The sequence below is a fragment of the Streptococcus infantis genome, assembly GCF_047463175.1.
GTDB lineage: Bacteria > Bacillota > Bacilli > Lactobacillales > Streptococcaceae > Streptococcus > Streptococcus infantis_AC.
The window spans coordinates 446,372-471,356 of record NZ_JASHEJ010000002.1 but is presented as its reverse complement, the minus strand read 5'-3'; the positions used below and the strand labels follow the sequence as shown (position 1 = coordinate 471,356).

The 24,985-nt window shown below is 38.8% G+C and carries 28 protein-coding genes and 6 tRNA genes; 28 read left to right on the top strand and 6 right to left on the bottom strand.

Annotated elements, in window-relative coordinates; translation table 11 throughout:
* Positions 1–51: 51 nt before the first annotated feature.
* The 6 genes from QM859_RS06230 to QM859_RS06205 all read left to right on the top strand — a co-directional run bounded on the left by QM859_RS06230 (position 52) and on the right by QM859_RS06205 (position 560).
* A tRNA-Phe gene (locus QM859_RS06230) sits at positions 52–124 on the top strand.
* Positions 125–139: 15 nt separating this feature from the next.
* A tRNA-Tyr gene (locus QM859_RS06225) sits at positions 140–220 on the top strand.
* A 6-nt stretch (positions 221–226) separates the two neighbouring features.
* Positions 227–297: transfer RNA gene (locus tag QM859_RS06220), tRNA-Trp, on the top strand.
* Positions 298–309: 12 nt separating this feature from the next.
* A tRNA-His gene (locus QM859_RS06215) sits at positions 310–382 on the top strand.
* Positions 383–395: 13 nt separating this feature from the next.
* Positions 396–467: transfer RNA gene (locus QM859_RS06210), tRNA-Gln, on the top strand.
* Positions 468–476: 9 nt separating this feature from the next.
* Positions 477–560: transfer RNA gene (locus tag QM859_RS06205), tRNA-Leu, on the top strand.
* An 85-nt stretch (positions 561–645) separates the two neighbouring features.
* Here the strand turns inward: QM859_RS06205 and QM859_RS06200 are convergent.
* From QM859_RS06200 to QM859_RS06180, 5 genes are read right to left on the bottom strand one after another with little or no spacing between them, the layout of a single operon-like run.
* Entirely contained in the window at positions 646–1,779 is a 1,134-nt protein-coding gene (locus QM859_RS06200; RefSeq protein WP_009732034.1) for a tyrosine-type recombinase/integrase, read from the bottom strand.
* Between the two features lie 3 nt (positions 1,780–1,782).
* On the bottom strand, positions 1,783–1,977 hold the full coding sequence (locus QM859_RS06195) for a DUF3173 domain-containing protein (RefSeq protein ID WP_000598356.1): 195 nt from the start codon (positions 1,975–1,977) through the stop codon (positions 1,783–1,785).
* Between the two features lie 59 nt (positions 1,978–2,036).
* On the bottom strand, positions 2,037–2,423 hold the full coding sequence (locus tag QM859_RS06190) for a hypothetical protein (RefSeq protein WP_009732035.1): 387 nt from the start codon (positions 2,421–2,423) through the stop codon (positions 2,037–2,039).
* 2 nt (positions 2,424–2,425) lie between these two features.
* Positions 2,426–3,622 (bottom strand): replication initiation factor domain-containing protein, encoded by a 1,197-nt coding sequence (locus tag QM859_RS06185; protein ID WP_009732036.1) that lies wholly within the window; start codon positions 3,620–3,622, stop codon positions 2,426–2,428.
* Positions 3,623–3,662: 40 nt separating this feature from the next.
* Positions 3,663–4,136 carry a hypothetical protein gene (locus tag QM859_RS06180; protein ID WP_414262462.1) on the bottom strand — a complete coding sequence of 158 codons (474 nt, stop codon included), beginning with the start codon at positions 4,134–4,136 and terminating at the stop codon, positions 3,663–3,665.
* A 319-nt stretch (positions 4,137–4,455) separates the two neighbouring features.
* On the opposite strand from QM859_RS06180, the gene QM859_RS06175 reads away from it, so the two are divergent.
* Complete coding sequence (locus tag QM859_RS06175; RefSeq protein WP_000287814.1) at positions 4,456–4,902, top strand: helix-turn-helix transcriptional regulator; 447 nt, start codon at positions 4,456–4,458, stop codon at positions 4,900–4,902.
* 163 nt (positions 4,903–5,065) lie between these two features.
* Here QM859_RS06175 and QM859_RS06170 read toward each other — a convergent pair whose 3' ends face one another.
* The gene (locus tag QM859_RS06170) at positions 5,066–5,392 is read right to left on the bottom strand and encodes a DMT family transporter (protein ID WP_000120162.1); all 327 of its coding nucleotides are present in this window, start codon (positions 5,390–5,392) and stop codon (positions 5,066–5,068) included.
* Positions 5,393–5,564: 172 nt separating this feature from the next.
* On the opposite strand from QM859_RS06170, the gene QM859_RS06165 reads away from it, so the two are divergent.
* From QM859_RS06165 to rnmV, 21 genes are all read left to right on the top strand, one after another.
* Complete coding sequence (locus tag QM859_RS06165; protein WP_049496811.1) at positions 5,565–5,963, top strand: hypothetical protein; 399 nt, start codon at positions 5,565–5,567, stop codon at positions 5,961–5,963.
* Positions 5,964–6,441: 478 nt separating this feature from the next.
* Positions 6,442–7,593, top strand: coding sequence for an N-acetylglucosamine-6-phosphate deacetylase (gene nagA, locus QM859_RS06160; protein ID WP_414262461.1), 1,152 nt, complete (start codon positions 6,442–6,444; stop codon positions 7,591–7,593).
* A gap of 140 nt (positions 7,594–7,733) precedes the next feature.
* Positions 7,734–8,792, top strand: a complete 1,059-nt coding sequence (locus QM859_RS06155; RefSeq protein WP_004251543.1) for a zinc-dependent alcohol dehydrogenase family protein — start codon at positions 7,734–7,736, stop codon at positions 8,790–8,792.
* Positions 8,793–8,928: 136 nt separating this feature from the next.
* Complete coding sequence (locus QM859_RS06150) at positions 8,929–9,306, top strand: DUF1033 family protein (RefSeq protein WP_036752150.1); 378 nt, start codon at positions 8,929–8,931, stop codon at positions 9,304–9,306.
* 53 nt (positions 9,307–9,359) lie between these two features.
* A complete protein-coding gene (comGA, locus tag QM859_RS06145; protein ID WP_070676995.1) occupies positions 9,360–10,301 on the top strand; it encodes a competence type IV pilus ATPase ComGA in 942 nt (313 codons plus the stop codon).
* Positions 10,222–11,265: a competence type IV pilus assembly protein ComGB gene (gene comGB, locus QM859_RS06140; RefSeq protein ID WP_414262460.1), complete on the top strand. Its 1,044-nt coding sequence runs from the start codon at positions 10,222–10,224 to the stop codon at positions 11,263–11,265. The genes comGA and comGB overlap by 80 nt, the downstream gene beginning before the upstream one ends.
* Positions 11,266–11,589, top strand: a complete 324-nt coding sequence (comGC, locus tag QM859_RS06135) for a competence type IV pilus major pilin ComGC (protein WP_049494534.1) — start codon at positions 11,266–11,268, stop codon at positions 11,587–11,589.
* Positions 11,552–11,986 (top strand): competence type IV pilus minor pilin ComGD, encoded by a 435-nt coding sequence (comGD, locus tag QM859_RS06130; RefSeq protein ID WP_006155689.1) that lies wholly within the window; start codon positions 11,552–11,554, stop codon positions 11,984–11,986. Before comGC ends, comGD begins: the two co-directional genes overlap by 38 nt.
* Positions 11,949–12,251 carry a competence type IV pilus minor pilin ComGE gene (comGE, locus tag QM859_RS06125; RefSeq protein ID WP_414262459.1) on the top strand — a complete coding sequence of 101 codons (303 nt, stop codon included), beginning with the start codon at positions 11,949–11,951 and terminating at the stop codon, positions 12,249–12,251. The genes comGD and comGE overlap by 38 nt, the downstream gene beginning before the upstream one ends.
* Positions 12,214–12,675: a competence type IV pilus minor pilin ComGF gene (gene comGF / locus QM859_RS06120; RefSeq protein ID WP_414262458.1), complete on the top strand. Its 462-nt coding sequence runs from the start codon at positions 12,214–12,216 to the stop codon at positions 12,673–12,675. The genes comGE and comGF overlap by 38 nt, the downstream gene beginning before the upstream one ends.
* On the top strand, positions 12,653–13,090 hold the full coding sequence (gene comGG, locus QM859_RS06115) for a competence type IV pilus minor pilin ComGG (protein ID WP_414262457.1): 438 nt from the start codon (positions 12,653–12,655) through the stop codon (positions 13,088–13,090). Before comGF ends, comGG begins: the two co-directional genes overlap by 23 nt.
* A gap of 58 nt (positions 13,091–13,148) precedes the next feature.
* Positions 13,149–13,850 carry a histidine phosphatase family protein gene (locus tag QM859_RS06110; RefSeq protein ID WP_414262455.1) on the top strand — a complete coding sequence of 234 codons (702 nt, stop codon included), beginning with the start codon at positions 13,149–13,151 and terminating at the stop codon, positions 13,848–13,850.
* 188 nt (positions 13,851–14,038) lie between these two features.
* The gene (locus QM859_RS06105) at positions 14,039–15,745 is read left to right on the top strand and encodes an ABC transporter ATP-binding protein (protein WP_414262454.1); all 1,707 of its coding nucleotides are present in this window, start codon (positions 14,039–14,041) and stop codon (positions 15,743–15,745) included.
* A 1-nt stretch (position 15,746) separates the two neighbouring features.
* Entirely contained in the window at positions 15,747–17,513 is a 1,767-nt protein-coding gene (locus QM859_RS06100) for an ABC transporter ATP-binding protein (RefSeq protein WP_414262453.1), read from the top strand.
* Between the two features lie 136 nt (positions 17,514–17,649).
* Positions 17,650–18,339 carry a gamma-glutamyl-gamma-aminobutyrate hydrolase family protein gene (locus QM859_RS06095; protein WP_247912870.1) on the top strand — a complete coding sequence of 230 codons (690 nt, stop codon included), beginning with the start codon at positions 17,650–17,652 and terminating at the stop codon, positions 18,337–18,339.
* Between the two features lie 178 nt (positions 18,340–18,517).
* Positions 18,518–19,867: a glucose-6-phosphate isomerase gene (locus tag QM859_RS06090; protein WP_414262452.1), complete on the top strand. Its 1,350-nt coding sequence runs from the start codon at positions 18,518–18,520 to the stop codon at positions 19,865–19,867.
* A gap of 129 nt (positions 19,868–19,996) precedes the next feature.
* Complete coding sequence (gltX, locus tag QM859_RS06085) at positions 19,997–21,457, top strand: glutamate--tRNA ligase (RefSeq protein WP_414262451.1); 1,461 nt, start codon at positions 19,997–19,999, stop codon at positions 21,455–21,457.
* A gap of 469 nt (positions 21,458–21,926) precedes the next feature.
* A complete protein-coding gene (locus tag QM859_RS06080) occupies positions 21,927–23,141 on the top strand; it encodes a pyridoxal phosphate-dependent aminotransferase (protein ID WP_004251584.1) in 1,215 nt (404 codons plus the stop codon).
* 144 nt (positions 23,142–23,285) lie between these two features.
* Entirely contained in the window at positions 23,286–23,420 is a 135-nt protein-coding gene (gene rpmH, locus QM859_RS06075) for a 50S ribosomal protein L34 (protein ID WP_000831905.1), read from the top strand.
* A 175-nt stretch (positions 23,421–23,595) separates the two neighbouring features.
* Positions 23,596–24,372: a TatD family hydrolase gene (locus QM859_RS06070; RefSeq protein ID WP_414262450.1), complete on the top strand. Its 777-nt coding sequence runs from the start codon at positions 23,596–23,598 to the stop codon at positions 24,370–24,372.
* Positions 24,369–24,932, top strand: a complete 564-nt coding sequence (gene rnmV / locus QM859_RS06065; protein WP_414262449.1) for a ribonuclease M5 — start codon at positions 24,369–24,371, stop codon at positions 24,930–24,932. Before QM859_RS06070 ends, rnmV begins: the two co-directional genes overlap by 4 nt.
* The last annotated feature ends 53 nt before the right edge of the window (positions 24,933–24,985 follow it).

Below are 24,985 nucleotides of genomic sequence, written 5' to 3'. Positions count from 1 at the left end.
CGGGCTCATAACCCGAAGGTCGTAGGTTCAAATCCTGCTCCCGCAATATTTGGCTCGGTAGCTCAGTTGGTAGAGCAATGGATTGAAGCTCCATGTGTCGGCGGTTCGATTCCGTCTCGCGCCATTTCTTATATAACACGGAAGGGTAGCGAAGAGGCTAAACGCGGCGGACTGTAAATCCGCTCCTTCGGGTTCGGGGGTTCGAATCCCTCCCCTTCCATCTTATACGGGCATAGTTTAAAGGTAGAACTAAGGTCTCCAAAACCTTCAGTGTGGGTTCAATTCCTACTGCCCGTGTTAAACGTTATGGCGGGTGTGGTGAAGTGGTTAACACATCAGATTGTGGCTCTGACATTCGGGGGTTCGATTCCCCTCACTCGCCTATTTTATATTATTGGGGTATAGCCAAGCGGTAAGGCAAGGGACTTTGACTCCCTCATGCGTTGGTTCGAATCCAGCTACCCCAGTTACTATTTGCCGGCGTGGCGGAATTGGCAGACGCGCTGGACTCAAAATCCAGTGTCCGCAAGGACGTGCCGGTTCGACCCCGGCCGCCGGTATAGTATTAAAGACAAGGTTTTCGGACCTTGTCTTTTTCTTTTATTTGTTGAATTTGTAACGCTGAGTTACTTAAAATTACTTGTTTTATAACAAATCATCTAATTTATCCGCTAATTTTTGTTGCTTGCTTGGATACAAATGAGAGTATGTATCTATTGTTGTAGTTATAGAAGCATGTCCTAATCTTTCTTTTACGACAAGATAATCTTCTCCTTGGTTTATTAGTAGGGAAGCATGTGAATGCCTGAAGTCATGAATTCTTATTTTTTTTAAAGAACTATCTCTTTGTAATATTTTTTTATATTGTTTTTCGATTGAATCCTTAGTTATCGTAATCGGGCTATTTTGAAATATCTGTAGATCATCTAGGTTGGTTGTAAATTCTTTTAATCTTTCATGCTGTGTTTGCCTCCATTCTTCTAGTGTCTCCACTAGTTTGGTGTTCATGATGATTCTTCGGGTTCCAGCTTTTGTCTTTGTACTACTAATGTGTTCTTCACCTTTTTTAACGTATATTGATTTACTTACATGGATTGTATTTGTAGAAAACTCTATGTCCTTCCACGTTAGAGCAAGAGCTTCTCCGAGTCTTAGACCAGTAAAAAATAGAACTGTGAATAGTAATTTTATATTGTATTCATCGTTGCTAAATAGTGTTAAGAAATGCTTAAATTCTTTTACTGTCCAGAAATTTAATTTTACTTTTTCTATGGGTAATTTTTTCAGTAATCCTACGGGATGTTCCTTGTAAAATCCCTTTCTTAATCCAACATCCAGAATTTTCTTTAGTAAAATTATAATTTTATTAATAGTGTTTGGACTTAGCTTCTTTTCTGAGTTTTGAGTATTTTTATCTCTTAGATGTTCTCTGAATTGATAGATATCTTCATAAGTTAATTTAGCTACATCATCAACTTTTTCAAAATAGTTTTTTATATGCCTGTTATAGTTGTTTTCTTGTGTATCTATATAGCTTTGTTTTCTGTTGTTTATTCTATCCTCTTCTTTTAAGAGATCATAAAGGATATCAATTGATATTTTTGAGTTGAAACTTTTTTCTTTAAGTTCGACACTTCGTAAGTATTGTTCGGCCTCCAATGCTTCTTTTTTAGTTTTGAATCCTTTTCTTACAATTCTACGTTGTTTTAGAGATATTGGATTTATACCATTGGAAACATCAACAATCCAAGTTCCGTCTCTACTTTTACGTAAAGCCATAAGCTACGCTTCTTTCTGGAGTTCAATTCCTAATAGTTCTTCTGCGACACTGGCTGGAATTGTACCAATCCTTTTGTTATCGTAGATGTTAAAACCACGATTCACTAATAGTAATTTGCCGGTATGGATAATCTTTCTTGCAGTTCCTGGAGCAAATCCAAGTTCGATAAGGTCATCTTTTGTTACAGTTTTAATCATGTGATCTCCTTTTCTAATTAGATTAAGTAAGGGGAGGATTAACTCCCCTTGTCTGATATTTATTTTTGTTTTACATCTACTAAATGGATAGCATCTGCCTTGTAATACATTGTCGAACTAATCATAGTAGCTTGTAAATTGTCAAATGTAACTGGTACTTCATCCATTGCTTGGATATAGTCATTATCAACCAAGGCATCTGGATTGTCTACTGAGACTTGGGTTGATTTCTTTTTGAATTGTCCATCCTTAATTGTTACATTGTATTTCCAACCAATGATTCTATCGGTATTAAAACGTCTTTCGCTACCATCTCGGTTTTTGATAATTTCTCCGTTTGCATCTGCTCGGACTTCCGTTTCAAATTTTGGAATAACTTCATCCAATTCAAATTTTGTTCCAATGTTATTAAAATTCCAGTCATTTTGTGAAAGCATTTTTGCCATAATTAATTTCTCCTTTTGATATTTTCTTTGATTGTGGGGATCAAATCCTCTCTTTTAAAGAGAATTGCCCTTTCTATTAATCCACTTGCTAAATCTGGTGGATATTCCATATTGTTGAGTGCGAGATAGTTAGATTTCTCATACTCATGCAGTAAGTTATTGTCGTATAGAAATTTATACGCTTTTAGAATAGCTCCAGAACCTTTATAGGTAAACCATTCTAATTTTTGTTCTAGTTCTGTTTTTGGTTTTGAAATAATGATAGAGACAGGTTTTGAGTGACCTAAAAACTTTTCCCAAGATCTCAAGGGTTTTGAGAAGTGACTATCACTATAGAACCTCACTTTTTCTTTGAGATATCCCTTGGTAAAGTTGAGAAGATCTATTTCTGAATGCAACCATTCTTGAATGAAGTAGTGAGCTTTTTCTTTCCTAAGTTCTAACTCAGTTCTTATCCAATTTTCTATATACCGCTTGCTGATACCGAGCTTCTCAGCTCGTTCTAAGCGTTTATCGTAAATTCTAAGTCTTTCATCATCATTGGGTTTTCTCAAATATAAGGTCTGGCCGATTGTTTCATCTCCGTAGGTATTGTAGTAGGTACTTTTTCCATATATAAAGCGTTTCTTCTGACAAATCTTTAGAAGCTGATTAGGAGTGAAATAGGGTGTTTCATTAAAATCATCTATTGCAATATCAATTCGTCTTACTGAAAATTGATTGTAATTGTAGTAGAGGTTGTTCAGAAACTGTCTTTCGGACAGACTATTTGGATCTAATACCATATCTCTATAGAACTCGAGTGCCTGTCCTGACATGACAAGCATGTAGGACGACTCTTTCGCTCCATAGTAGATACGGATATTTCCATAATGAAGCTGGCTATCATAGTTATAGTATTTAAGGCTCCCTATATTCTCAATAAATAGGTCATAGTCAAGAAATAGAATGTCTTCGATTATTTCTCTTGGCGAAAATTCAGTCTTGTCAAACTGAATTTGAATCCAGTCAAATACAGAACGTAAATGTTCATTTTTTGCCATAGATTTTGATTCAACTTTTTGCCTAATTTTGCCACCCTTAAAATCTGCGAAACCCTTGGCAATACTGAATTCTTTCGATGGTACACCTAACTTGCAGAGGGTGGTGTTACTACACACCCTATCGGTCAAAAATGGTCCGTCCGCATCTACGCTCATTTTCGGCTTTCTGCCTCATGGCTCAGCCGAAAACTCGCTATTAGCCGAACCTATTTTTTGACATCTTGTTAACAAACCCTAGTAAGCCGGTTTGCATCGACTCTTCAATATCTTGGATTTTCTTTTTTAGGTTGGAATTCTCAATTTTTATCAGTCGCATTTCTCGCTTAAATTCCTGTTTTAAGGCGCTCAGTTCATCGTAGAGCTCATCTATTACTTGGTTTAGGGATTCATGTTCATTGTCTGCTAGACTCCCAAATACGGCTTGTATAGCCTCTTTTAGACCTATTTCAAGTTTTAGTTTAGCTAACTTTTGAAATTGTCTAAGGTCTTCGTCTGTAAAATCATAGGCAACTGTATAACTTAATTGATGAGTTCTGGGATTTCTACTGATAGGAACTTTAATTTTCTTAAATTCCTTGCCACTTATCTCTTTAATCAGTTGAATCCAATTTTTAAGAGTAGAGGTAGAGTTTAGGCCAGAAATTTGATTGACTAACTCTTTATTGGTCATCTTTTTGTGAAACCTCCGAAATTTTCTTGTGCAACTGAAGAGTTTTCTGTGGTATAATTGTTACATAATATGTTTTGATCTTGGAACGAACGGCACATTTGTTTCAAGATTTTTTATTTTGTCGAATCCTACCTCCTTTATTAAAATTTTTTAAATCGACTACTAGTTACATACGCTTTTACCTCCTTTTATGCTATAATATTCTCAATGGAATATTCAATCTCAAAATAAATATTCCTTATGGAATAATTCTATTTTATACCGTTTGGAATATTTTGTCAAGCTAAAATATACGAATAAGAATATCTATAGGAGAATTATGTATACAGAGGATTATAAATTTTCAGAGAGGTTAAAAACTCTCAGAAAATCAAAAAAGTTAACTCAAGTACAAATATCGGAATTAATTGGAGTTCAACAAGGGACATATTCTCGGTGGGAGAATGGAACGTTAGAACCAGGATTAGAATTCGTTGTGAAATTGGCAAATATCTTTGGGACTACTACAGATTATTTGCTGGGACAAAAACCTTATTCAATTATCAGTAGTTTACCTCTAGAACAATTAGATCTTACCAATATTGCAAACTTTTCAAAGGATGAGTTTGATATTTTGAAACATTCAATAGCAGTTTCGGTGGCAAGAAATAAAATAAAGGCAACAGAACTAAAAGATAGAGTTATAGAAAAAAATCAGTTGTCAGAAAAAGATGCAGAACTTTTGAATAAGATTTTTGAAGAAGTTAAAACTTATTGGGAAAATTAGGAGGACGCTAGTCTTCAAAATTCCCTCCCAAAATGTGTCCAAAATATTGACAGAATTCTAGCTTTTCATTATAGTTCTTATGGAACTTTTTTTCTACAACAAAATAGGCTCCATAATATCCATAGGGGATTTACCCACTACAAATAGTATAGAGCCGGTTTTATTAATGTCCTGCATTTCCTAATAAGTTAACCATGACAACACCAATGATAATCAAAATTAAACCGATAATGCTATAAACATTTAGTGTTTCTTTGAAAATCATTACTGCGATAGAGGATATCAAAACTAAACCGACAGCTGACCATGTTGCATAAGCTATTCCTACAGGAATTTTTTGCATTGCTAGTGATAAGAAATAGAAACAAACGCCATAGCTAAGTAGGGCAGAAACGGTTGGAATAGGCTTTGTAAAACCGTCTGATAATTTCAAAAGGTTAGTTCCCAATATCTCTCCTACAATGGCGATAAAAAGATAAAAGTATGACATGTCTTTAACCTCCTATATGTCATGTTTTTGCTCTAAGAGCTATTATAGCTATCCGTTTTTTATAAATCTTGGCACAAGTCATGAGAATTTGTAGTAAAACTGTGGCAGACACTTTTTCAGAACCAATAGCTGATAAGTTTAGTATATCATAAGATAAATTTTAAATAAAGTCTTGATTTATTTCAATGTCTTGCGTGGTCTCGATTTTACTGGTAAAATTACTTTTAAGAACTTTAAAAAAGAGGCTTCTATATTTGACAAAACAATGACTTGTTGTCCCGAATGTGGGCATCCTTTGGAGAAAAAATTTTTAAAAGATGAGGGAGATATTCCTTATTGTTCACAATGTGCGAGTTTTCGTTTTCCAGTCTTTAATACAGCAATTAGTGCGATTTTATTTAATGAAAAACATGATAAGATTCTCTTGATTAAGCAATATGACATGGCTGAGCATATTTTGCTAGCTGGTTATGTGTCTAATGATATTCACAACCAATTTCTACAATCATTAAAGGCAATTAATTTAGCCTCTCTTATTACGGATATGGGTAATAAAATTGCACAAAACTAGTCCAAAACTCTTTTTAATAAGGAGTATACTTTCTAGCATTTTATAGTTACTAAAAAGTATCTAAACTTTGGAAGTGATACTAAGTTTTAAAAAATATTATGGAAAAAAAGCTTATAAAATCAATATTTCTGAGATTTAAAACTAATAATATTAGACTCAAAATCCAGTGTCCGCAAGGACGTGCCGGTTCGACCCCGGCCGCCGGTATAGTAATAAAGACAAGGTTTTCGGACCTTGTCTTTTTAATTTCTCTTCCATTTTTTTCTCTCGCAGTTACATAAAATTACTTATTTTTTTTCTAAATTTTATTGTTAACCTGAATGATCAATATTACTTTACTATATGTTTACTAAATCTTAAATTATTTCTTTATAAATTTAACTATAATAGGTCTATACCATTTACAAATTACACAGAAAGGTTTATAATGTAATTGACATAATAAATATTAGAAAAATGAATTACGGAGGTTATCATTATGCCTAAATATATTAAAGCGGATCAATTTTTCTATCCTCATGGTGTTCGTCGTGGCGGTTTTCTAGAACTTGTTGATGGTAAATTTGGTAAGCATGTGGATCAAGTATCTGAGGACGCAGAAATTATTGACTATACTGGTTATAGTATTGCTCCTGGTCTTGTTGATACACATATTCATGGATTTGGTGGGGTTGATGTTATGGATAATAACATCGAAGGTACTCTTCATACAATGAGTGAAGGTCTTCTTAGCACAGGTGTTACTAGTTTCCTACCAACTACTCTAACATCATCATACGAACAATTATTAGCTGTTACTGAAAATATTGGTGCGCGTTATCAAGAGGCTTCTGGTGCTAAAATTCGTGGGATTTACTTTGAAGGTCCATACTTTACTGAGGAATTTAAAGGAGCTCAAAACCCTGCTTACATGAAAGATCCTCGCATGGATGAATTTCGTGCTTGGCAGAAGGCTGCTAATGGTCTTCTAAATAAAATTGCCCTTGCACCTGAACGTGAAGGTGTTGAGGACTTTGTACGTACGGTTACTGGTGAGGGTGTTACTGTTGCTTTAGGTCACTCAAATGCAACTTTTGATCAGGCTAAGAAGGCTGTTGACGCTGGTGCAAGTGTTTGGGTTCATGCTTATAATGGTATGCGTGGCTTAACTCACCGTGAGCTTGGTATGGTTGGTGCTATGTATGAATTGCCACATACTTATGCTGAATTGATTTGCGATGGGCATCACGTTGATCCTAAGGCCTGTGACATTCTACTTAAACAAAAAGGTACTGAAAATATTGCTCTTATCACTGACTGTATGACAGCGGGTGGTTTGCAAGATGGTGACTACATGCTAGGAGAATTCCCAGTTGTGGTTGCAAATGGTACTGCACGTCTTAAATCTACTGGGAACTTGGCAGGTTCTATTCTCAAACTTAAAGACGGTTTGAAAAATGTTGTTGAATGGGGTATTGCAAATCCACATGAAGCAGTTATGATGGCCAGTCTCAACCCAGCAAAATCAGTTCATATTGATGACGTTTGTGGACAAATCCGTGAAGGCTACGATGCTGACTTTATCGTTCTTGATAAGGATTTGGAATTGCTAGCAACTTACCTTGATGGTGAAAAACGTTATCAAGCATAATCTCTAAAGTAGAAACTAGTTTAGTTTCTACTTTTTTTAATTTAGTTTGTTATTTCCTTCACATATTACTTGATTTTATTTATGAAAAGGCTTACAATTATGATATAAACAATACAAATAAAAAAACGGAGGTAAGCTTTATGAAAGCCTATACTTATGTTAAACCAGGACTTGCTTCATTTGTTGATGTTGACAAACCAGTTATTCGCAAGCCAACAGATGCTATTGTGCGTATCGTTAAGACTACTATTTGTGGTACTGACCTACATATCATTAAAGGGGATGTTCCTGCTTGTAAGAGTGGAACTATCCTTGGACATGAGGGAATTGGTATTGTAGAGGAAGTTGGAGCAGGCGTTTCAAACTTCAAAAAAGGCGATAAAGTTTTGATTTCTTGTGTTTGTGCCTGTGGTAAATGCTACTACTGTAAAAAGGGAATCTATGCCCACTGTGAAGACGAAGGCGGTTGGATTTTTGGACATTTGATCGACGGTATGCAAGCAGAATATCTTCGTGTTCCTCATGCTGATAATACTCTCTACCACACTCCAGCTGATTTGTCTGATGAAGCCTTGGTTATGTTATCTGATATCCTACCAACTGGTTATGAAATTGGTGTCTTAAAAGGGAAAGTAGAGCCTGGTTGTAGTGTGGCTATCGTTGGTTCAGGTCCAGTTGGCTTAGCAGCTCTATTGACTGCTCAATTCTATTCACCTGCTAAATTGATCATGGTAGACCTAGACGATAACCGTTTGGATACTGCAGTTTCTTTCGGTGCTACTCATAAGATTAATTCTTCAGACCCTGAAAAGGCAATTCAAGAAATTTATGATTTAACAGATGGTAGAGGTGTGGATGTTGCTATAGAAGCTGTTGGTATTCCTGAAACGTTTGATCTCTGCCAAAAGATTATCGGTGTAGATGGAACAGTTGCCAACTGTGGTGTGCATGGTAAGCCAGTTCAGTTTGATTTGGATACTCTATGGATTCGTAACATTAACGTAACTACCGGTTTGGTTTCTACCAACACAACTCCTCAGCTTTTGAAAGCTTTAGAAAGCCATAAAATTGAACCAGAAAAATTGGTAACTCATTACTTCAAACTAAGTGAAATTGAAAAGGCCTATGAAGTATTTGGCAAGGCTGCAGATCATCATGCGATTAAGGTAATCATTGAAAACGATATTTCAGAAGGTTAATCAAATTTTGAATCCAGTTATTCTTTTTAGAATAGCTGGATTTTTTGAAAATATTAGATAATTCGTGAAAGCAAGCAAATTTCTTTCATTGTTCTTAAAATTTCGCTATAATATACGATACAAAGGAAATGAAACTATGTATCGAGTTATAGAAATGTACGGGGATTTTGAACCTTGGTGGTTCATAGAAGGATGGGAAGAAGACGTCATTAGTAGTAAGAAATTTGAAAATTACTATGATGCCTTGAAGTATTATAAATCTTGCTGGTTTGAACTGGAAAAGAAAATTCCACTATATAAAAGTCGAGGAGACTTAATGACCATATTTTGGAATCCGGAGGATAAGCGTTGGTGTGAGGAATGTGATGAATTTCTGCAGCAATATCATTCCTTGGCTTTACTGGAAGATGGTCAAGTTATACCAGATGAAAAATTCAGACCGGGTTATGAAAAACAAACTGGTTTAGAAATTCACCGGACGTGTCGCATCAAAAAAGATGGAACAACTTTTTAATAAAGTTGTTCTTTTTTTTGTATTTTCTTCGAATAATTAACTGAGGAGGGAATATGGTACAAGCACTTGCACAAGAATTGATTAGTCTCGCAAAAAAGGATGGAGCTCAGGATATCTATTTTATTCCCAAGGACAAGGGTTATGAGTTGCATATGCGAATAGGTGATGAAAGGCGTTTGATTAATAGCTATGACTTTGAAAAGTTGGGCGCAGTGATTAGTCACTTTAAATTTATTGCGGGGATGAATGTTGGAGAAAAGCGTCGTAGTCAACTGGGTTCCTGTGATTATCAGCATGATGGCAAGGTTTCTTCACTACGCTTATCGACGGTAGGGGATTATCGTGGTCATGAGAGTTTAGTTATTCGCCTTTTGCACGATGAAGAACAAGAGTTGCGCTTCTGGTTTCAAGACCTTAAGGAACTAGAAAAGGGCTTTAGGCAACGCGGCCTTTATCTATTTGCAGGACCTGTAGGAAGTGGCAAAACTACCTTAATGCATGAATTAGCTAAGTCATTGTTTAAGGGACAACAAGTCATGTCCATTGAGGATCCAGTCGAGATTAAGCAAGAAGAGATGCTGCAATTACAACTCAATGAAGCTATTGGATTGAGTTATGAAAACTTGATAAAACTTTCTTTGCGACACCGACCAGATCTTTTAATCATTGGAGAAATCCGGGATAGCGAAACAGCCCGTGCTGTTGTAAGAGCGAGCTTAACGGGAGCTACAGTGTTTTCGACCATACATGCAAAGAGTATTCGTGGGGTCTATGAGCGTCTTTTAGAACTTGGTGTTAGTGAAGATGAACTCGCAGTTGTTTTACAAGGTGTTTGCTACCAGAGACTAATCGGGGGAGGAGGAATTATTGATTTTGCAAACCAAAATTATTCAGAACACCAGGCAGAAAAGTGGAATGAGCAAATTGATCAGCTTCTTAAAGACGGACATATCACTGCCCTTCAAGCTGAAACGGAGAAAATTAGCTACCAGTAAGCAGAAGAAAATCATCACTCTCTTTAACAATTTGTTTTCTAGTGGTTTTCACTTGGTAGAAATCATTTCCTTTCTTGATAGAAGTCTTTTGTTGGAGAAGGAATATGTTTCGCAGATGCGCCTAGGACTATCGAAAGGAAAATCTTTCTCGGAAATGATGGGGAATTTAGGTTTTTCGAGTGCGATTGTCACTCAGCTTTCATTGGCTGAAGTTCATGGAAATCTCCATTTGAGTTTGGGGAAAATTGAAGAATATTTGGATAATCTTGCTAAGGTCAAGAAGAAGTTAATTGAAGTTGCGACCTACCCACTTATTTTGCTTGCTTTTTTACTGTTAATTATGCTAGGATTGCGGAATTATCTCTTGCCCCAACTGGATAGTAGTAACATAGCTACCTTAGTGATAAGTAAGCTGCCACATATTTTTCTTGGGCTTGTTCTAGCGTTAGGTCTACTATCTTTAACAGGGCTGATTTTCTACAGGAAATCTAAGAAGATACAAGTCTTTTCTTATCTGGCTAGAATCCCCTTTTTAGGTGTGTTTGTTCAGTATTATCTAACTGCCTATTATGCTCGGGAATGGGGAAATATGATTGGACAAGGTTTAGAGTTGACACAGATTTTCCAGATGATGCAGGAGCAAGGAGATCCTCTTTTTAAGGAAATTGGATACGATTTAGATCAATCTTTGCAAAATGGGCATGAATTTTCTAAGGTTGTTCAGAACTATCCCTTCTTTAGAAAGGAGTTGGGATTAATCATTGAATATGGAGAGGTTAAATCCAAGTTGGGAAGCGAATTGGAAATATATGCGGAAAAAACCTGGGAATCCTTCTTTACCCGAGTCAATCGGACCATGAACCTTGTTCAACCACTGGTCTTTATTTTTGTAGCCCTGCTAATCGTTTTATTGTATGCAGCTATGTTGCTGCCAATGTATCAAAATATGGAGGTAAATTTTTAGATGAAAAAAATGATGATGAAATTAAAAGAAACGAAGGCAAAAGCTTTTACACTGGTAGAAATGTTAGTGGTCCTTCTTATCATTAGCGTCCTACTCTTACTGTTTGTGCCAAATCTTACTAAGCAAAAGGATGCAGTGAATGACAAGGGTAAAGCAGCTGTCGTCAAGGTGGTAGAAAGTCAAGCAGAACTCTATAGTCTGGATAAAAATGAAGATGCCAGTCTAAGCAAATTACAGGCAGATGGACGTATCACTGCTGAGCAAGCAAAAGCCTATAAGGAATATCATGCAAAACAAAAGACAAGTCAAACAGTTTCGGATTAGGGCTTTTACTATGCTAGAAAGTTTATTGGTCTTAGGAATAGTTAGCCTGTTAGCCTTGGGTTTGTCAAGTTCAGTTAAATCAACTTTTGCAGCTGTGGAAGAACAGATTTTCTTTATGGAGTTTGAGGAACTTTATCGAGAAACCCAGAAGCGAAGTCTGGCTAGTCAGCAAAAGATGAACTTAATGCTAGAAGAGAGAAGTATTGGAAATGGCTATCAGAAATTGGCTATTCCTAAAGGAGTTCAACTGCAGTCAAATCAGTCAATTACCTTTGATAAGGCTGGAGGTAATTCGTCTCTAGCTAGCGTGAGATTTCAAACAAGGAAAGAAGTGGTTCGCTACCAACTATATCTAGGAAATGGAAAAATTAAACGTATTCAAGAAGCAAAAAATTAAGGCTGTTATTTTACTAGAGGCAGTGATTTCGCTCGCAATTTTTGCAAGTATTGCAACCCTCTTGCTAGGACAAATTCAAGAAAGTAGAAAAAGAGAAGTAGAACTTCTAAAACAGGAAGAAGTTTTGCGAGTGGCTCGTATGGCTTTGCAGACTGGACAAAAGCAGTTGACTGTCAATGGCCTTACGGTTCATGTTGTCTCGAATGAGCGAGGTTTGGAGGTATACCATGGAACGGAGAAATTACTGGCGATTCAAGACAAGTAGGGTCAGAGCTTTTACACTTTTAGAATCCTTGGTTGCCCTTATCGTTATTAGTGGTAGCTTGCTTCTTTTTCAAGCTATGAGCCGACTCTTGATTTCAGAGGTTCGCTACCAGCAGAGAAGTGAGCAAAAAGAATGGCTTTTATTTGTGGATCAGCTAGAAGCAGAGCTGAATCGAGCCCAATTTGAAAAAGTGGAGAATGATAGGCTTTACCTCAAACAGGAAGGGAACCCCATTTCCATGGGTAAATCAAAGTCAAATGATTTCCGGAAAACAGATGCTAGTGGACGTGGTTATCAACCAATGGTCTACGGCCTAAAATCAGCTCGAATTCAAGAAAAAGGGCAGGAACTGCACTTTCACTTTCAGTTTGAAAAGGGACTAGAGAGGGAATTTATCTATCGTGTTGAAAAAGAAAAAAGTTAGAGCTGGCGTTCTTCTTTATGCCCTTGTAATGGCAGGTATTTTTAGTCTTCTGTTGCAATTTTATCTGAACCGACAAGTAGCTCATCATCAGGATTATGTCTTAAATAAAGAGAAACTGGTGGCTTATGCGATGGCTAAGAGAACCTATGAAAGAGCTTCTTCTGAAAATGGAGAGCAGTCATTTAATGTAGGGAAGTCAACTTATCGAAATGACGAAAAATTCTTCACAACGACTATTGACACAGGAAAAAATAAGTTTGAATTTCACTTTTCTCCTTTAAAAAAGACCGGTCAAAAATCTGAGAAAACAGAAAACAAGTCCAAAGAAGGAAATGAGGAGAAAACAGAAGAAGTGAGCAAAAAAGAGAATGCTAGGTCTTCAAAATTAGCACCTTCAAAGAACGGCACAGAGTAGTTTGGACGAGGTTTTTACCTGAAATCATGCTATAATAGATACATATGGAGGACCAAAAATGGCAAGTGTAAAATTGTATCTAGTGCGTCATGGGAAAACAATGTTTAATACGATTGGGCGTGCTCAAGGCTGGAGTGATACTCCTTTAACAGCTGAAGGTGAGCGAGGTATTCACGAATTGGGAATTGGTTTGCGTGAGTCAGGCTTAAAGTTTGAGAGTGCTTACTCGAGTGACTCAGGACGTACCATCCAAACTATGGGAATTATCCTTGAGGAACTAGGTCTGACAGGTCAAATTCCTTATCGTATGGATAAGCGAATCCGTGAATGGTGCTTTGGTAGTTTTGATGGTGCTTATGATGGGGACTTATTTATGGGGATTATTCCTCGTATCTTTAATGTCGATCATGTGCATCGTTTGTCCTATGCTGAGCTGGCTGAAGGTCTGGTAGAAGTAGACACAGCAGGTTGGGCTGAAGGATGGGAAAAGCTAAGTGGCCGTATCTGGGAAGGCTTTGAAGCCATTGCCAAGGAAATGGAAGCCAATGGTGGAGGAAATGCTCTCGTTGTCAGTCATGGAATGACTATTGGTACCATTGTTTACCTCATTAACGGCATGCATCCACATGGTCTTGATAACGGAAGTGTGACGATTCTTGAGTACGAAGATGGTCAGTTTTCAGTCAAGATTGTTGGGGACTGTAGCTACCGTGAAATTGGACGAGCTCAATTAGACGAGCAAGCTAGTTCAGAACAATAAAATTCAGTACTAAATTAGAAGAATTTTTAAAGGATTGATAGAATGCTAATGTCGTGTTTGCACAAGCTTGAGAGAGCTGAGTGCTTTGACAATAGCATTCTTTTTTGTTAGAATAGTATCAACATGAAAGCATAAGAAGGGACTGACAGAACTGTCGTCCCCTTTTGTCTATCTTATAAGGGGGAAATATGCTGTTTCAGAAAATAAAAGCCTATAAATGGCAGGCCCTGGCTTCCTTGGTCATGACAGGTCTAATGGTAACGAGTTCACTCTTGCAACCACGTTATTTGCAGGAGGTTTTAGAGGCACTGCTAACGGGTGATAATGAAGCTATTTATACTATCGGATTTTGGTTGATTCTAGTTGCCTTGATTGGTTTGGTTGCGGGTGGGATCAATGTAGTGTTAGCAGCTTACATTGCTCAAGGAGTTTCGTCTGACTTACGGGAAGATGCCTTTCGTAAGATTCAAACTTTTTCATACGCCAATATTGAGAAGTTTAATGCAGGGAACCTTGTCGTTCGTATGACCAACGATATCAACCAGATTCAAAACGTCGTTATGATGACCTTCCAAATTCTCTTTCGGCTGCCACTTTTGTTTATCGGTTCCTTTATTCTAGCAGTTGTCACCCTACCTTCTCTGTGGTGGGTGCTAGTTCTCATGGTCGTTCTGATTGTTGCCATAATGGGTTTTATGATGGGAGTTGTGGGACCACGCTTTGCAAAATTCCAGACCTTACTAGAGCGTATCAATGCCATTGCTAAAGAAAATTTGCGTGGTGTGCGCGTGGTTAAGTCTTTTGTCCGAGAAAAAGATCAGTTTGATAAATTTACGCAGGTGTCAGATGAATTGTTGGGAGAAAATCTTTATATCGGTTATGCCTTTTCTGTTATGCAACCTGCAATGATGTTGATTTCTTACGGGGCTGTTTTTCTCTCAATCTGGCTTGTAGCCGGTATGGCAGAGTCAGATCCATCGGTAGTTAGTTCCATTGCTTCCTTTGTGAACTATCTGAGTCAGATTATCTTTACCATTGTCATGGTCGGATTTTTGGGGAATTCAGTCACTCGTGCCATGATTTCCCTCCGTCGTATCCGTGAAATCCTTGATACAGAACCGGCTATGACCTTTAAGGATGTGGAAGATGAAGAATTGGAAGGAAGTCTCAGCTTTGAAAATGTAACCTTTACCTATCCAAATGATGAGGAGCCTATCCTAAAAGATGTATCCTTTGATATCGCACCTGGTGAGATGGTTGGGGTTGTCGGTGCAACTGGTGCAGGGAAATCGACCTTGGCTCAGTTGATTCCACGACTGTTTGATCCCCAGCAAGGTTCTATCAAAATTGGTGGAAAGGATATTCGTACAGTTAGTGAAGGGACGCTTCGCAAGACAGTTTCTATCGTTTTACAAAGAGCTATTCTTTTTAGTGGAACCATCGCAGATAATCTCAGACAAGGAAAGGGAGATGCGACAGTTTCAGAACTAGAACGCGCAGCTCGTATTGCCCAGGCAAGTGAATTTATCAGTCGCATGGACTTGGCCTTTGAAAGTCCAGTTGAAGAACGTGGGACCAACTTTTCTGGTGGACAAAAACAAAGAATGTCCATTGCGCGTGGGGTTGTCAGCAATCCTCGTATCTTGATTTTTGATGATTCAACCTCTGCCCTTGATGCCAAATCGGAACGTTTGGTTCAAGAAGCTCTCAACAAGGATTTGAAGGGGACGACTACGATTATCATCGCACAAAAGATTAGCTCTGTTGTGCATGCTGATAAAATTTTAGTGCTTGACCAAGGTCGTTTGATTGGTCAAGGCAAACACGCTGACTTGGTTGCAACAAACGCAGTTTATCGAGAAATTTACGAAACGCAAAAAGGAAAGGAGGAGTAGGATGAAGACATTTGAATTCTTTTGGAACTATTTTAAAGTTTATAAGATATCCTTTGTCGTTGTTATTGCTATGATTATCATTGCAACGATTGCACAAGCCCTCTTTCCAGTATTTGCAGGTCAAACAGTCACAGAACTGGCTAATTTGGTTATAGCTTATCAAAATGGAAATCCTGATATGGTTTGGCAAAGTCTATTGGGACTCCTAATCAATCTTGCTTATATTTTGATTGTGCTCGTGGTGTCGAGTCTTATCTATATGGTTTTGATGAGCCGTATTATTGCCGAATCGACAAATGAGATGCGTAAGGGACTTTTTGGCAAGCTTTCTCGCTTGACTGTTTCCTTCTTTGACCGCCATCAAGATGGTGATATCCTGTCACGTTTTACCAGTGATTTGGATAATATCCTACAGGCTTTCAACGAAAGTCTGGTGTCCGTTATGACTAATATTGCCCTTTATATTGGTTTGTTGATTGTCATGTTCGCAAAGAATGTCACCTTGGCTTTGATTACGATTGCTAGCACTCCGATAGCAGTTATCATGTTGATTGTCATTTTGAAATTGGCAAGAAAGTATACCAATCTTCAGCAAAAAGAGGTTGGGAAGCTCAACGCTTATATGGATGAGAGTATTTCAGGTCAAAAAGCCGTTATTGTTCAAGGCATTCAAGAAGATGTGATTGCAGGTTTTGTTGAGCAAAACGAGCGTGTCCGTAGAGCAACTTTTAAGGGCAGAATGTTTTCAGGAATTCTCTTTCCTGTCATGAACGGAATGAGCTTGGTCAATACAGCTATTGTTATTTTTGTCGGTTCAGCTGTCTTACTGAATGATCAGAACATCGAGACAGCAACTGCTCTGGGTTTGATTGTCATGTTTACCCAGTTTTCTCAGCAATATTACCAACCCATTATCCAATTAGCGGCGAGCTGGGGAAGTTTGCAACTGGCCTTTACAGGTGCAGAACGTATCCAAGAAATGTTTGATGCAGAAGAAGAAATTCGTCCTCAAGATGCTCCAGTATTTAACGAATTAAAAGAAGGTGTGGAGATTTGTAATGTGGACTTCTCCTACCTGCCAGGAAAACCCATTTTGAAAGATGTCAGCATTTCAGCTCCAAAAGGGAAAATGATTGCGGTAGTTGGTCCGACAGGTTCAGGGAAAACAACTATCATGAACTTGATTAATCGTTTTTATGATGTGGATGCAGGAAGTATCAGTTTTGATGGAACAGATATTCGCGAGTTTGATTTAGACAGCTTGCGAAGCAAGGTGGGAATTGTTCTACAGGATTCTGTTTTGTTTAGTGGAACTATTCGGGACAATATTCGATTCGGTGTGCCGGATGCTAGTCAGGAGATGGTAGAAGCAGCTGCTAAGGCTACGCATATCCATGAATATATCGAAAGTCTACCAGATAAGTACGATACTCTGATTAATGATGATCAGAGCGTATTCTCAACCGGTCAGAAGCAGTTGATTTCTATCGCTCGTACCTTGATGACAGATCCACAGGTCTTAATTTTGGATGAGGCAACATCAAACGTGGATACTGTAACGGAAAGCAAGATTCAAAATGCCATGGAAGCTATCGTGGCAGGAAGAACTAGTTTTGTGATTGCCCATCGCTTGAAGACCATTCTCAATGCCGATCAGATTATCGTTCTCAAAGATGGTCAAGTCATTGAGCAAGGAAATCACCAGAAATTGCTGAAACTTGGTGGATTCTACGCAGAATTGTATCATAATCAATTTGTCTTTGAATAAACAGAAGGTTGTCCTAGACTAGGGCAACTTTTTCTTATAAAGAAATTTTATCACGGACTTAAAAAATACATATTAGACAGGAGTGGGCAAGGATGATAAGATAAGATTATCAATGGAAAAGGAAAGGAAATCAGTGATGGCAAGAACAGTTGTTGGAGTAGCGGCAAACCTATGTCCTGTGGACGCAGAAGGAAAAAATATTCATTCATCAGTCTCTTGTAAATTTGCTGAGAGTATTCGTCAGGTTGGCGGACTTCCCTTGGTTATTCCGGTTGGTGATGAGTCAGTTGTGCACGACTATGTAGAAATGATTGATAAGCTCATCTTGACTGGGGGACAAAATGTTCATCCTCAGTTTTATGGTGAGGAAAAAACAATTGATAGCGACGACTATAACCTAACTCGCGACGAGTTTGAGCTAGCTCTTCTACAAGAAGCCTTGCGTCAGAACAAGCCAATCTTAGCCATTTGCCGTGGCGTTCAGCTTGTCAACGTTGCCTTTGGTGGGACACTCAATCAGGATATTGAAGGTCATTGGCAAGGCCTACCTTTTGGGACTTCACATTCTATTGAGACAGTGGATGGCAGTGTTGTATCTAAATTGTTTGGCAAAGAAAGTCAGGTTAATTCAGTGCATCGTCAGAGTATTAAAGATCTGGCACCTAATTTCCGTGTGACGGCTGTGGATCCCCGCGACCAAACCATTGAGGCAATCGAATCTATCGATGAACACCGTATTATTGGTCTCCAGTGGCATCCAGAATTTCTGGTTAATGAAGAAGATGGCAACTTAGAATTATTTGAATATTTATTGAATGAATTATAACGACTAGAATCCTAGTCGTTTTATTATTCGTAGGGTTTGATGCCTCAAGTTTTTAAATTTTGTAAGATTCTATGCAAACGTTTGAATTGTAATAAAAATTGGAAATTTTTAGTATAAAAACTTGAAAAAATTGTTAGTAAGCGTTATGATAGAAAAGAAGAAATTTTGGAGGAATACTATGTCACATATTAAATTTGATTATTCAAAAGTGTTAGATAAATTTGTAGCTCCGCATGAAGTGGAATACATGCAAGCACAAGTTACAGCAGCAGACGAATTGATTCGTAAAGGAACTGGTGCTGGTAGCGATTTCTTGGGTTGGTTGGACCTTCCTGAAAACTACGACCGTGAAGAATTTGACCGCATCTTGAGAGCTGCTGAACAAATCAAATCAGACAGCGATGTTTTGGTGGTTATCGGTATCGGTGGATCATACCTTGGAGCGAAAGCTGCCATTGACTTCTTGAACCACCACTTTGCAAACTTGCAAACAAAAGAAGAACGCAAAGCACCACAAATCCTATACGCTGGAAACTCCATCTCATCTACTTACCTTGCTGACTTGGTAGAGTATGTTGCAGAGAAAGACTTCTCAGTAAACGTGATTTCTAAATCAGGAACAACAACTGAACCAGCTATCGCTTTCCGTGTTTTCAAAGAACTTTTGGTTAAGAAATACGGACAAGAAGAAGCTAACAAACGTATCTACGCAACAACTGACCGTCAAAAAGGTGCTGTTAAGGTTGAAGCAGATGCTAACGGTTGGGAAACATTTGTTGTTCCAGATGATATCGGTGGACGCTTCTCAGTATTGACAGCAGTTGGATTGCTTCCAATCGCTGCGTCAGGTGCAGACATCAAAGCCCTTATGGAAGGTGCTAACGCAGCTCGTAAAGACTATACTTCAGACAAAATCTCTGAAAACGAAGCTTACCAATATGCAGCTGTTCGTAACATCCTTTACCGTAAAGGTTATGCAACTGAAATCTTGGTAAACTACGAGCCATCACTTCAATACTTCTCAGAATGGTGGAAACAATTGGCTGGTGAGTCAGAAGGGAAAGACCAAAAAGGGATTTACCCAACTTCAGCTAACTTCTCAACAGACCTACACTCATTGGGTCAATTTATCCAAGAAGGAACTCGTATCATGTTTGAAACAGTTGTCCGCGTTGACAAACCACGTAAGAATGTGATCATCCCTACTTTGGAAGAAGACCTTGACGGACTTGGCTACCTTCAAGGAAAAGACGTTGACTTCGTTAACAAAAAAGCAACTGACGGTGTTCTTCTTGCCCACACTGACGGTGACGTACCAAATATGTACGTAACTCTTCCTGAGCAAGACGCCTTCACTCTTGGTTACACGATCTACTTCTTCGAATTGGCTATCGCCCTTTCAGGTTACTTGAACGCTATCAACCCATTTGACCAACCAGGTGTTGAAGCATACAAACGCAACATGTTTGCCCTTCTTGGTAAACCAGGATTTGAAGAATTGAGCAAAGAACTCAACGCTCGTCTATAATTGACTAAAAAGAGTGGATTTACCACTCTTTTTGCTTTTTCTCGAAAAGAGAAATTGGACTCTGGCAAGACTTGTGATATAATATAGAGAGCAAAAAGGCAGACGCCTAGAGACTTTATAGGAGAAGCTATGTCAAAAGATATCCGCGTACGTTACGCACCAAGTCCAACAGGACTACTACACATCGGAAATGCCCGTACAGCATTGTTTAACTACTTGTATGCACGTCATCATGGTGGAACTTTTATCATCCGTATCGAAGATACTGACCGTAAGCGCCACGTCGAAGACGGAGAGCGTTCACAGCTTGAAAACCTTCGTTGGTTAGGCATGGACTGGGATGAAAGTCCAGAGACTCATGAAAACTACCGCCAGTCTGAGCGTTTGGAACTCTATCAAAAATATATCGACCAACTCTTAGCTGAAGGAAAAGCCTACAAATCTTACGTTACAGAAGAAGAATTGGCAGCAGAACGTGAACGTCAAGAAGCAGCCGGTGAAACACCTCGTTACATTAACGAATACCTTGGCATGAGCCAAGAAGAAAAAGCAGCTTACGTTGCAGAACGTGAAGCAGCGGGCATCATCCCGACTGTTCGTTTAGCAGTGAATGAGTCTGGTATCTATAAATGGCATGATATGGTCAAAGGTGATATCGAGTTTGAAGGCGGTAATATCGGTGGTGACTGGGTTATCCAAAAGAAAGACGGCTACCCAACTTACAACTTTGCCGTTGTCATTGATGACCACGATATGCAAATTTCTCATGTTATTCGTGGAGATGACCACATTGCCAATACACCAAAACAGCTCATGGTCTATGAAGCGCTTGGTTGGGAAGCACCTGAGTTTGGGCACATGACACTTATCATCAATTCTGAAACTGGTAAGAAGTTATCTAAACGGGATACGAACACCCTTCAATTTATCGAAGATTACCGTAAGAAAGGGTACCTTCCAGAAGCAGTCTTTAATTTCATCGCTCTTCTTGGATGGAATCCTGGTGGGGAAGACGAAATCTTCTCTCGTCAAGAACTCATTAACCTCTTTGATGAAAACCGTCTCAGCAAGTCTCCAGCAGCCTTCGACCAGAAGAAAATGGACTGGATGAGCAATGAGTACATTAAGAATGCGGATCTTGAGACTATCTTTGAAATGGCCAAACCATTCCTTGAAGAAGCAGGACGATTGACTGATAAGGCTGAGAAATTAGTAGAACTCTACAAACCACAAATGAAGTCAGTGGACGAAATTGTTCCATTGACAGACCTTTTCTTCTCAGACTTCCCAGAATTGACAGAAGCTGAGAAAGAAGTCATGGCTGGTGAAACCGTTCCGACTGTACTTGAAGCCTTTAAAGCCAAACTCGAAGCCATGTCAGACGATGAGTTTGTGGTAGAAAATATCTTCCCACAAATCAAAGCGGTCCAAAAGGAAACTGGTATCAAAGGGAAAAATCTCTTCATGCCAATCCGTATCGCCGTTTCAGGTGAAATGCATGGTCCTGAATTACCAGATACCATCTACTTGCTTGGACGTGAAAAATCCATCCAACACATCGAAAAAATGTTGGCGGAAATTGCAAAATAGCATAAAAAGAGCTTAAATATTGAGCTCTTTTTATATGTATACTTGTTTGAAAATGCAAAGATTATAGTGTATAATATGAATTGACAGGGCAAGGAAATAAGTTGGTGAGATGGTATTTTTACAACTAGACTCGGCTTAGTCTAACATTATTCCTAATGTTGGTCAGTCTACTTATTTTTTCTTTGCGTTTTGCTGAATAGAAGCAGAAATTCTTTTGTTCATGCAGTTACCATCCCTTACAATGACTTTGTTTTCGATCACCAGAGTTTCACTACAAAGATTTTGGTCCAATTTGTCCAGCTTTTTAGAGAAGTATATCTACTCTTTCTTCTCCAAAAATAGAAAGAAATCGGATTTGTCCTGTTACCTTGCGTTAAGCAAGGTTTTTTTGTGGAATAGTACTGAGAAATTTACGATTTCGTTTTGGAGTGGTATAATATTAACTATCCTGATGAATAGAGGAACTCGAATGAAAGAATTTAACAAATCAATAAAATTAGAGCATGTGGCTTATGATATCCGTGGTCCAGTTTTGGAAGAAGCTATGCGCATGCGCGCAAATGGTGAAAAGATTTTGCGTCTAAATACAGGAAACCCAGCTGAGTTTGGCTTTACAGCACCAGATGAGGTTATCCACGACTTGATTATGAATGCCCGTGATAGTGAAGGCTATTCAGATTCAAAAGGTATCTTTTCAGCTCGTAAGGCCATCATGCAGTATTGCCAACTAAAGAAATTCCCCAATGTGGATATTGATGATATCTACCTTGGAAATGGGGTTAGTGAGCTAATCGTTATGTCTATGCAAGGTCTCTTGGACAACGGCGATGAAGTCTTGGTTCCTATGCCTGACTATCCTCTTTGGACTGCTGCTGTCAGCTTGGCTGGGGGAAATGCCGTTCACTACGTCTGTGATGAAGAAGCGGAATGGTATCCAGACCTAGATGATATCAAGTCTAAGATTAGTTCAAATACCAAGGCCATTGTTTTGATCAATCCGAATAACCCAACGGGGGCTCTCTATCCTAAAGAACTCTTACTAGATATCATCGAGATTGCTCGTCAAAATGACTTGATTATTTTTGCGGATGAAATTTACGACCGTATGGTTATGGATGGCAATGTCCACACACCAGTCGCAAGTTTGGCTCCAGACCTTTTCTGTGTCAGCATGAATGGTCTGTCTAAATCTCACCGTATCGCTGGTTTCCGTGTTGGTTGGATGGTCTTGTCTGGACCTAAACATCATGTAAAGGGCTACATTGAAGGTCTCAACATGCTTTCAAACATGCGACTTTGTTCGAATGTGCTTGCTCAACAGGTTGTTCAAACTTCACTAGGTGGTCACCAGTCAGTGGATGAGTTGCTCTTGCCAGGTGGTCGTATCTATGAACAAAGAAACTTTATTTATAATGCCATTCAAGATATCCCTGGTTTATCAGCTGTTAAGCCAAAAGCAGGTCTTTATATCTTCCCTAAAATCGATCGCAATATGTACCGTATCGATGACGATGAACAATTTGTCCTTAATTTCTTGAAACAAGAAAAAGTGCTTTTGGTACATGGACGTGGCTTTAACTGGAAAGAACCAGATCACTTCCGTATCGTTTATCTACCACGTGTCGATGAGTTGGCCCAAATACAGGAAAAGATGACTCGCTTCTTGAAGCAGTATCGTAGATAAGGCTTTCATAGCAAAAAAGCTGGAAACATTTGTCAGAGCTATTGACAAATACGTAAGAATCAGATAGAATAGTAAAGTATGTTTAGTAACTGATCACTTTATAGCCGGCTAAACGAATACAAAATCTATGAGGAGGTATTCATCGTGAAACGTACTTATCAACCAAGTAAACTTCGTCGTGCGCGCAAACACGGATTCCGTAACCGTATGTCAACTAAAAACGGTCGTCGCGTATTGGCAGCTCGTCGTCGTAAAGGACGCAAAGTTTTGGCTGCATAATCCAAACAAATGAAACAAAGAAGTCAGTAGGAACTCGAGCCTACTGATTTTTCTTTTATCTAAAAGGATGTATGCAAGACTCTGTTATTAAATTTTGAACAAGTAAGAGAAAGATGGTGCTCCGCCTCTTTCTCTTTTTTGGTATAATAGAAGGTAGAAAAACGAGGGAATATAAATGATTTTTGATACTCATACACATTTAAATATAGAAGATTTTGCAGGAAGGGAAGATGAAGAATTAGCCTTGGCTGCTGAAATGGGCGTGACTCGGATGAATATCGTGGGTTTTGACAAGCCTACTATTGAGCGGGCCATAGAACTAGCAGATAAGTATGATCAACTCTATGCGACGATTGGTTGGCATCCGACAGAGGCAGGGACCTATACAGAGGATGTTGAGAATTACTTGCTAGAAAAACTAAAACATCCTAAAGTTGTTGCCTTGGGTGAGATTGGTTTGGACTATCACTGGATGACAGCGCCTAAAGAAGTACAGGAACAAGTTTTCCGTCGTCAGATTCAGCTATCTAAGGAACTGGACTTGCCTTTTGTGGTTCATACCCGTGATGCGCTCGAAGACACCTATGAGATTATCAAGAGCGAGGGAGTTGGTCCCCGTGGCGGGATTATGCACTCCTTCTCAGGTTCTTTGGATTGGGCGGAGAAGTTTGTAGATCTTGGGATGATTATTTCCTTTTCTGGAGTGGTGACTTTCAAGAAGGCAACAGATATTCAGGAAGCGGCCAAAGAGTTGCCTTTGGATAAGATTTTGGTAGAAACGGATGCACCTTATTTAGCCCCAGTACCCAAGCGTGGTCGTGAAAACAAGACAGCTTACACGCGCTATGTAGTAGACTTTATTGCGGACTTGCGTGGCATGACGACAGAAGAATTGGCAGCAGTGACAAGTGCCAATGCAGAAGGCATCTTTGGATTGGAACGTAAATCATGAAAGAGAAAATTTCCCAAGTCATCGTAGTCGAAGGACGTGATGATACGGCCAATCTCAAACGTTATTTTGATGTGGAGACCTATGAGACTCGTGGCTCGGCTATCAATGAACAGGACCTTGAACGGATCCAACGTCTACACCAACGTCATGGGGTGATTGTCTTTACGGATCCTGATTTTAATGGGGAACGCATTCGTCGGATGATTATGACGGCCATTCCGACAGCTCAGCACGCCTTTCTCAAACGAGACGAGGCAGTGCCTAAGTCTAAGACCAAGGGACGTTCTCTAGGAATTGAGCATGCTAGCTACGAAGACTTGAAGACAGCACTAGAGCAAGTAACTGGGCAGTTTAAAGTAAAAAGTGACTTTGATATTAGACGTAGTGACTTGATTCGCCTTGGTTTTCTAGCCGGAGTAGATAGCCGAAAACGCAGAGAATATCTAGGAGAAAGTCTTCGTATCGGTTATTCCAATGGGAAACAACTCCTTAAACGTTTAGAGTTATTTGGAATCAGTCTAGCTGAAGTTGAAGAAGCTATGAAATCATATGAGAATTGAAAAACTCCCCCAAAATGTAGAGGGAATGTGATACAATAGAAGTAAGCATATAC

Coding starts and splice junctions, on each gene's coding strand:
- QM859_RS06175 (WP_000287814.1), top strand. CDS start 4,456: ATGTATACAGAGGATTATAAATTTTCAGAGAGGTTAAAAACTCTCAGA.
- QM859_RS06105 (WP_414262454.1), top strand. CDS start 14,039: ATGCTGTTTCAGAAAATAAAAGCCTATAAATGGCAGGCCCTGGCTTCC.
- QM859_RS06150 (WP_036752150.1), top strand. CDS start 8,929: ATGTATCGAGTTATAGAAATGTACGGGGATTTTGAACCTTGGTGGTTC.
- comGB (WP_414262460.1), top strand. CDS start 10,222: ATGAGCAAATTGATCAGCTTCTTAAAGACGGACATATCACTGCCCTTC.
- QM859_RS06180 (WP_414262462.1), bottom strand. CDS start 4,136: ATGACCAATAAAGAGTTAGTCAATCAAATTTCTGGCCTAAACTCTACC.
- QM859_RS06200 (WP_009732034.1), bottom strand. CDS start 1,779: ATGGCTTTACGTAAAAGTAGAGACGGAACTTGGATTGTTGATGTTTCC.
- QM859_RS06100 (WP_414262453.1), top strand. CDS start 15,747: ATGAAGACATTTGAATTCTTTTGGAACTATTTTAAAGTTTATAAGATA.
- QM859_RS06090 (WP_414262452.1), top strand. CDS start 18,518: ATGTCACATATTAAATTTGATTATTCAAAAGTGTTAGATAAATTTGTA.
- QM859_RS06185 (WP_009732036.1), bottom strand. CDS start 3,622: ATGAGCGTAGATGCGGACGGACCATTTTTGACCGATAGGGTGTGTAGT.
- QM859_RS06190 (WP_009732035.1), bottom strand. CDS start 2,423: ATGGCAAAAATGCTTTCACAAAATGACTGGAATTTTAATAACATTGGA.
- comGE (WP_414262459.1), top strand. CDS start 11,949: ATGGAAAAATTAAACGTATTCAAGAAGCAAAAAATTAAGGCTGTTATT.
- comGF (WP_414262458.1), top strand. CDS start 12,214: ATGGAACGGAGAAATTACTGGCGATTCAAGACAAGTAGGGTCAGAGCT.
- comGD (WP_006155689.1), top strand. CDS start 11,552: ATGCAAAACAAAAGACAAGTCAAACAGTTTCGGATTAGGGCTTTTACT.
- QM859_RS06195 (WP_000598356.1), bottom strand. CDS start 1,977: ATGATTAAAACTGTAACAAAAGATGACCTTATCGAACTTGGATTTGCT.
- nagA (WP_414262461.1), top strand. CDS start 6,442: ATGCCTAAATATATTAAAGCGGATCAATTTTTCTATCCTCATGGTGTT.
- rnmV (WP_414262449.1), top strand. CDS start 24,369: ATGAAAGAGAAAATTTCCCAAGTCATCGTAGTCGAAGGACGTGATGAT.
- QM859_RS06155 (WP_004251543.1), top strand. CDS start 7,734: ATGAAAGCCTATACTTATGTTAAACCAGGACTTGCTTCATTTGTTGAT.
- comGC (WP_049494534.1), top strand. CDS start 11,266: ATGAAAAAAATGATGATGAAATTAAAAGAAACGAAGGCAAAAGCTTTT.
- gltX (WP_414262451.1), top strand. CDS start 19,997: ATGTCAAAAGATATCCGCGTACGTTACGCACCAAGTCCAACAGGACTA.
- QM859_RS06070 (WP_414262450.1), top strand. CDS start 23,596: ATGATTTTTGATACTCATACACATTTAAATATAGAAGATTTTGCAGGA.
- QM859_RS06080 (WP_004251584.1), top strand. CDS start 21,927: ATGAAAGAATTTAACAAATCAATAAAATTAGAGCATGTGGCTTATGAT.
- comGA (WP_070676995.1), top strand. CDS start 9,360: ATGGTACAAGCACTTGCACAAGAATTGATTAGTCTCGCAAAAAAGGAT.
- QM859_RS06110 (WP_414262455.1), top strand. CDS start 13,149: ATGGCAAGTGTAAAATTGTATCTAGTGCGTCATGGGAAAACAATGTTT.
- QM859_RS06170 (WP_000120162.1), bottom strand. CDS start 5,392: ATGTCATACTTTTATCTTTTTATCGCCATTGTAGGAGAGATATTGGGA.
- QM859_RS06095 (WP_247912870.1), top strand. CDS start 17,650: ATGGCAAGAACAGTTGTTGGAGTAGCGGCAAACCTATGTCCTGTGGAC.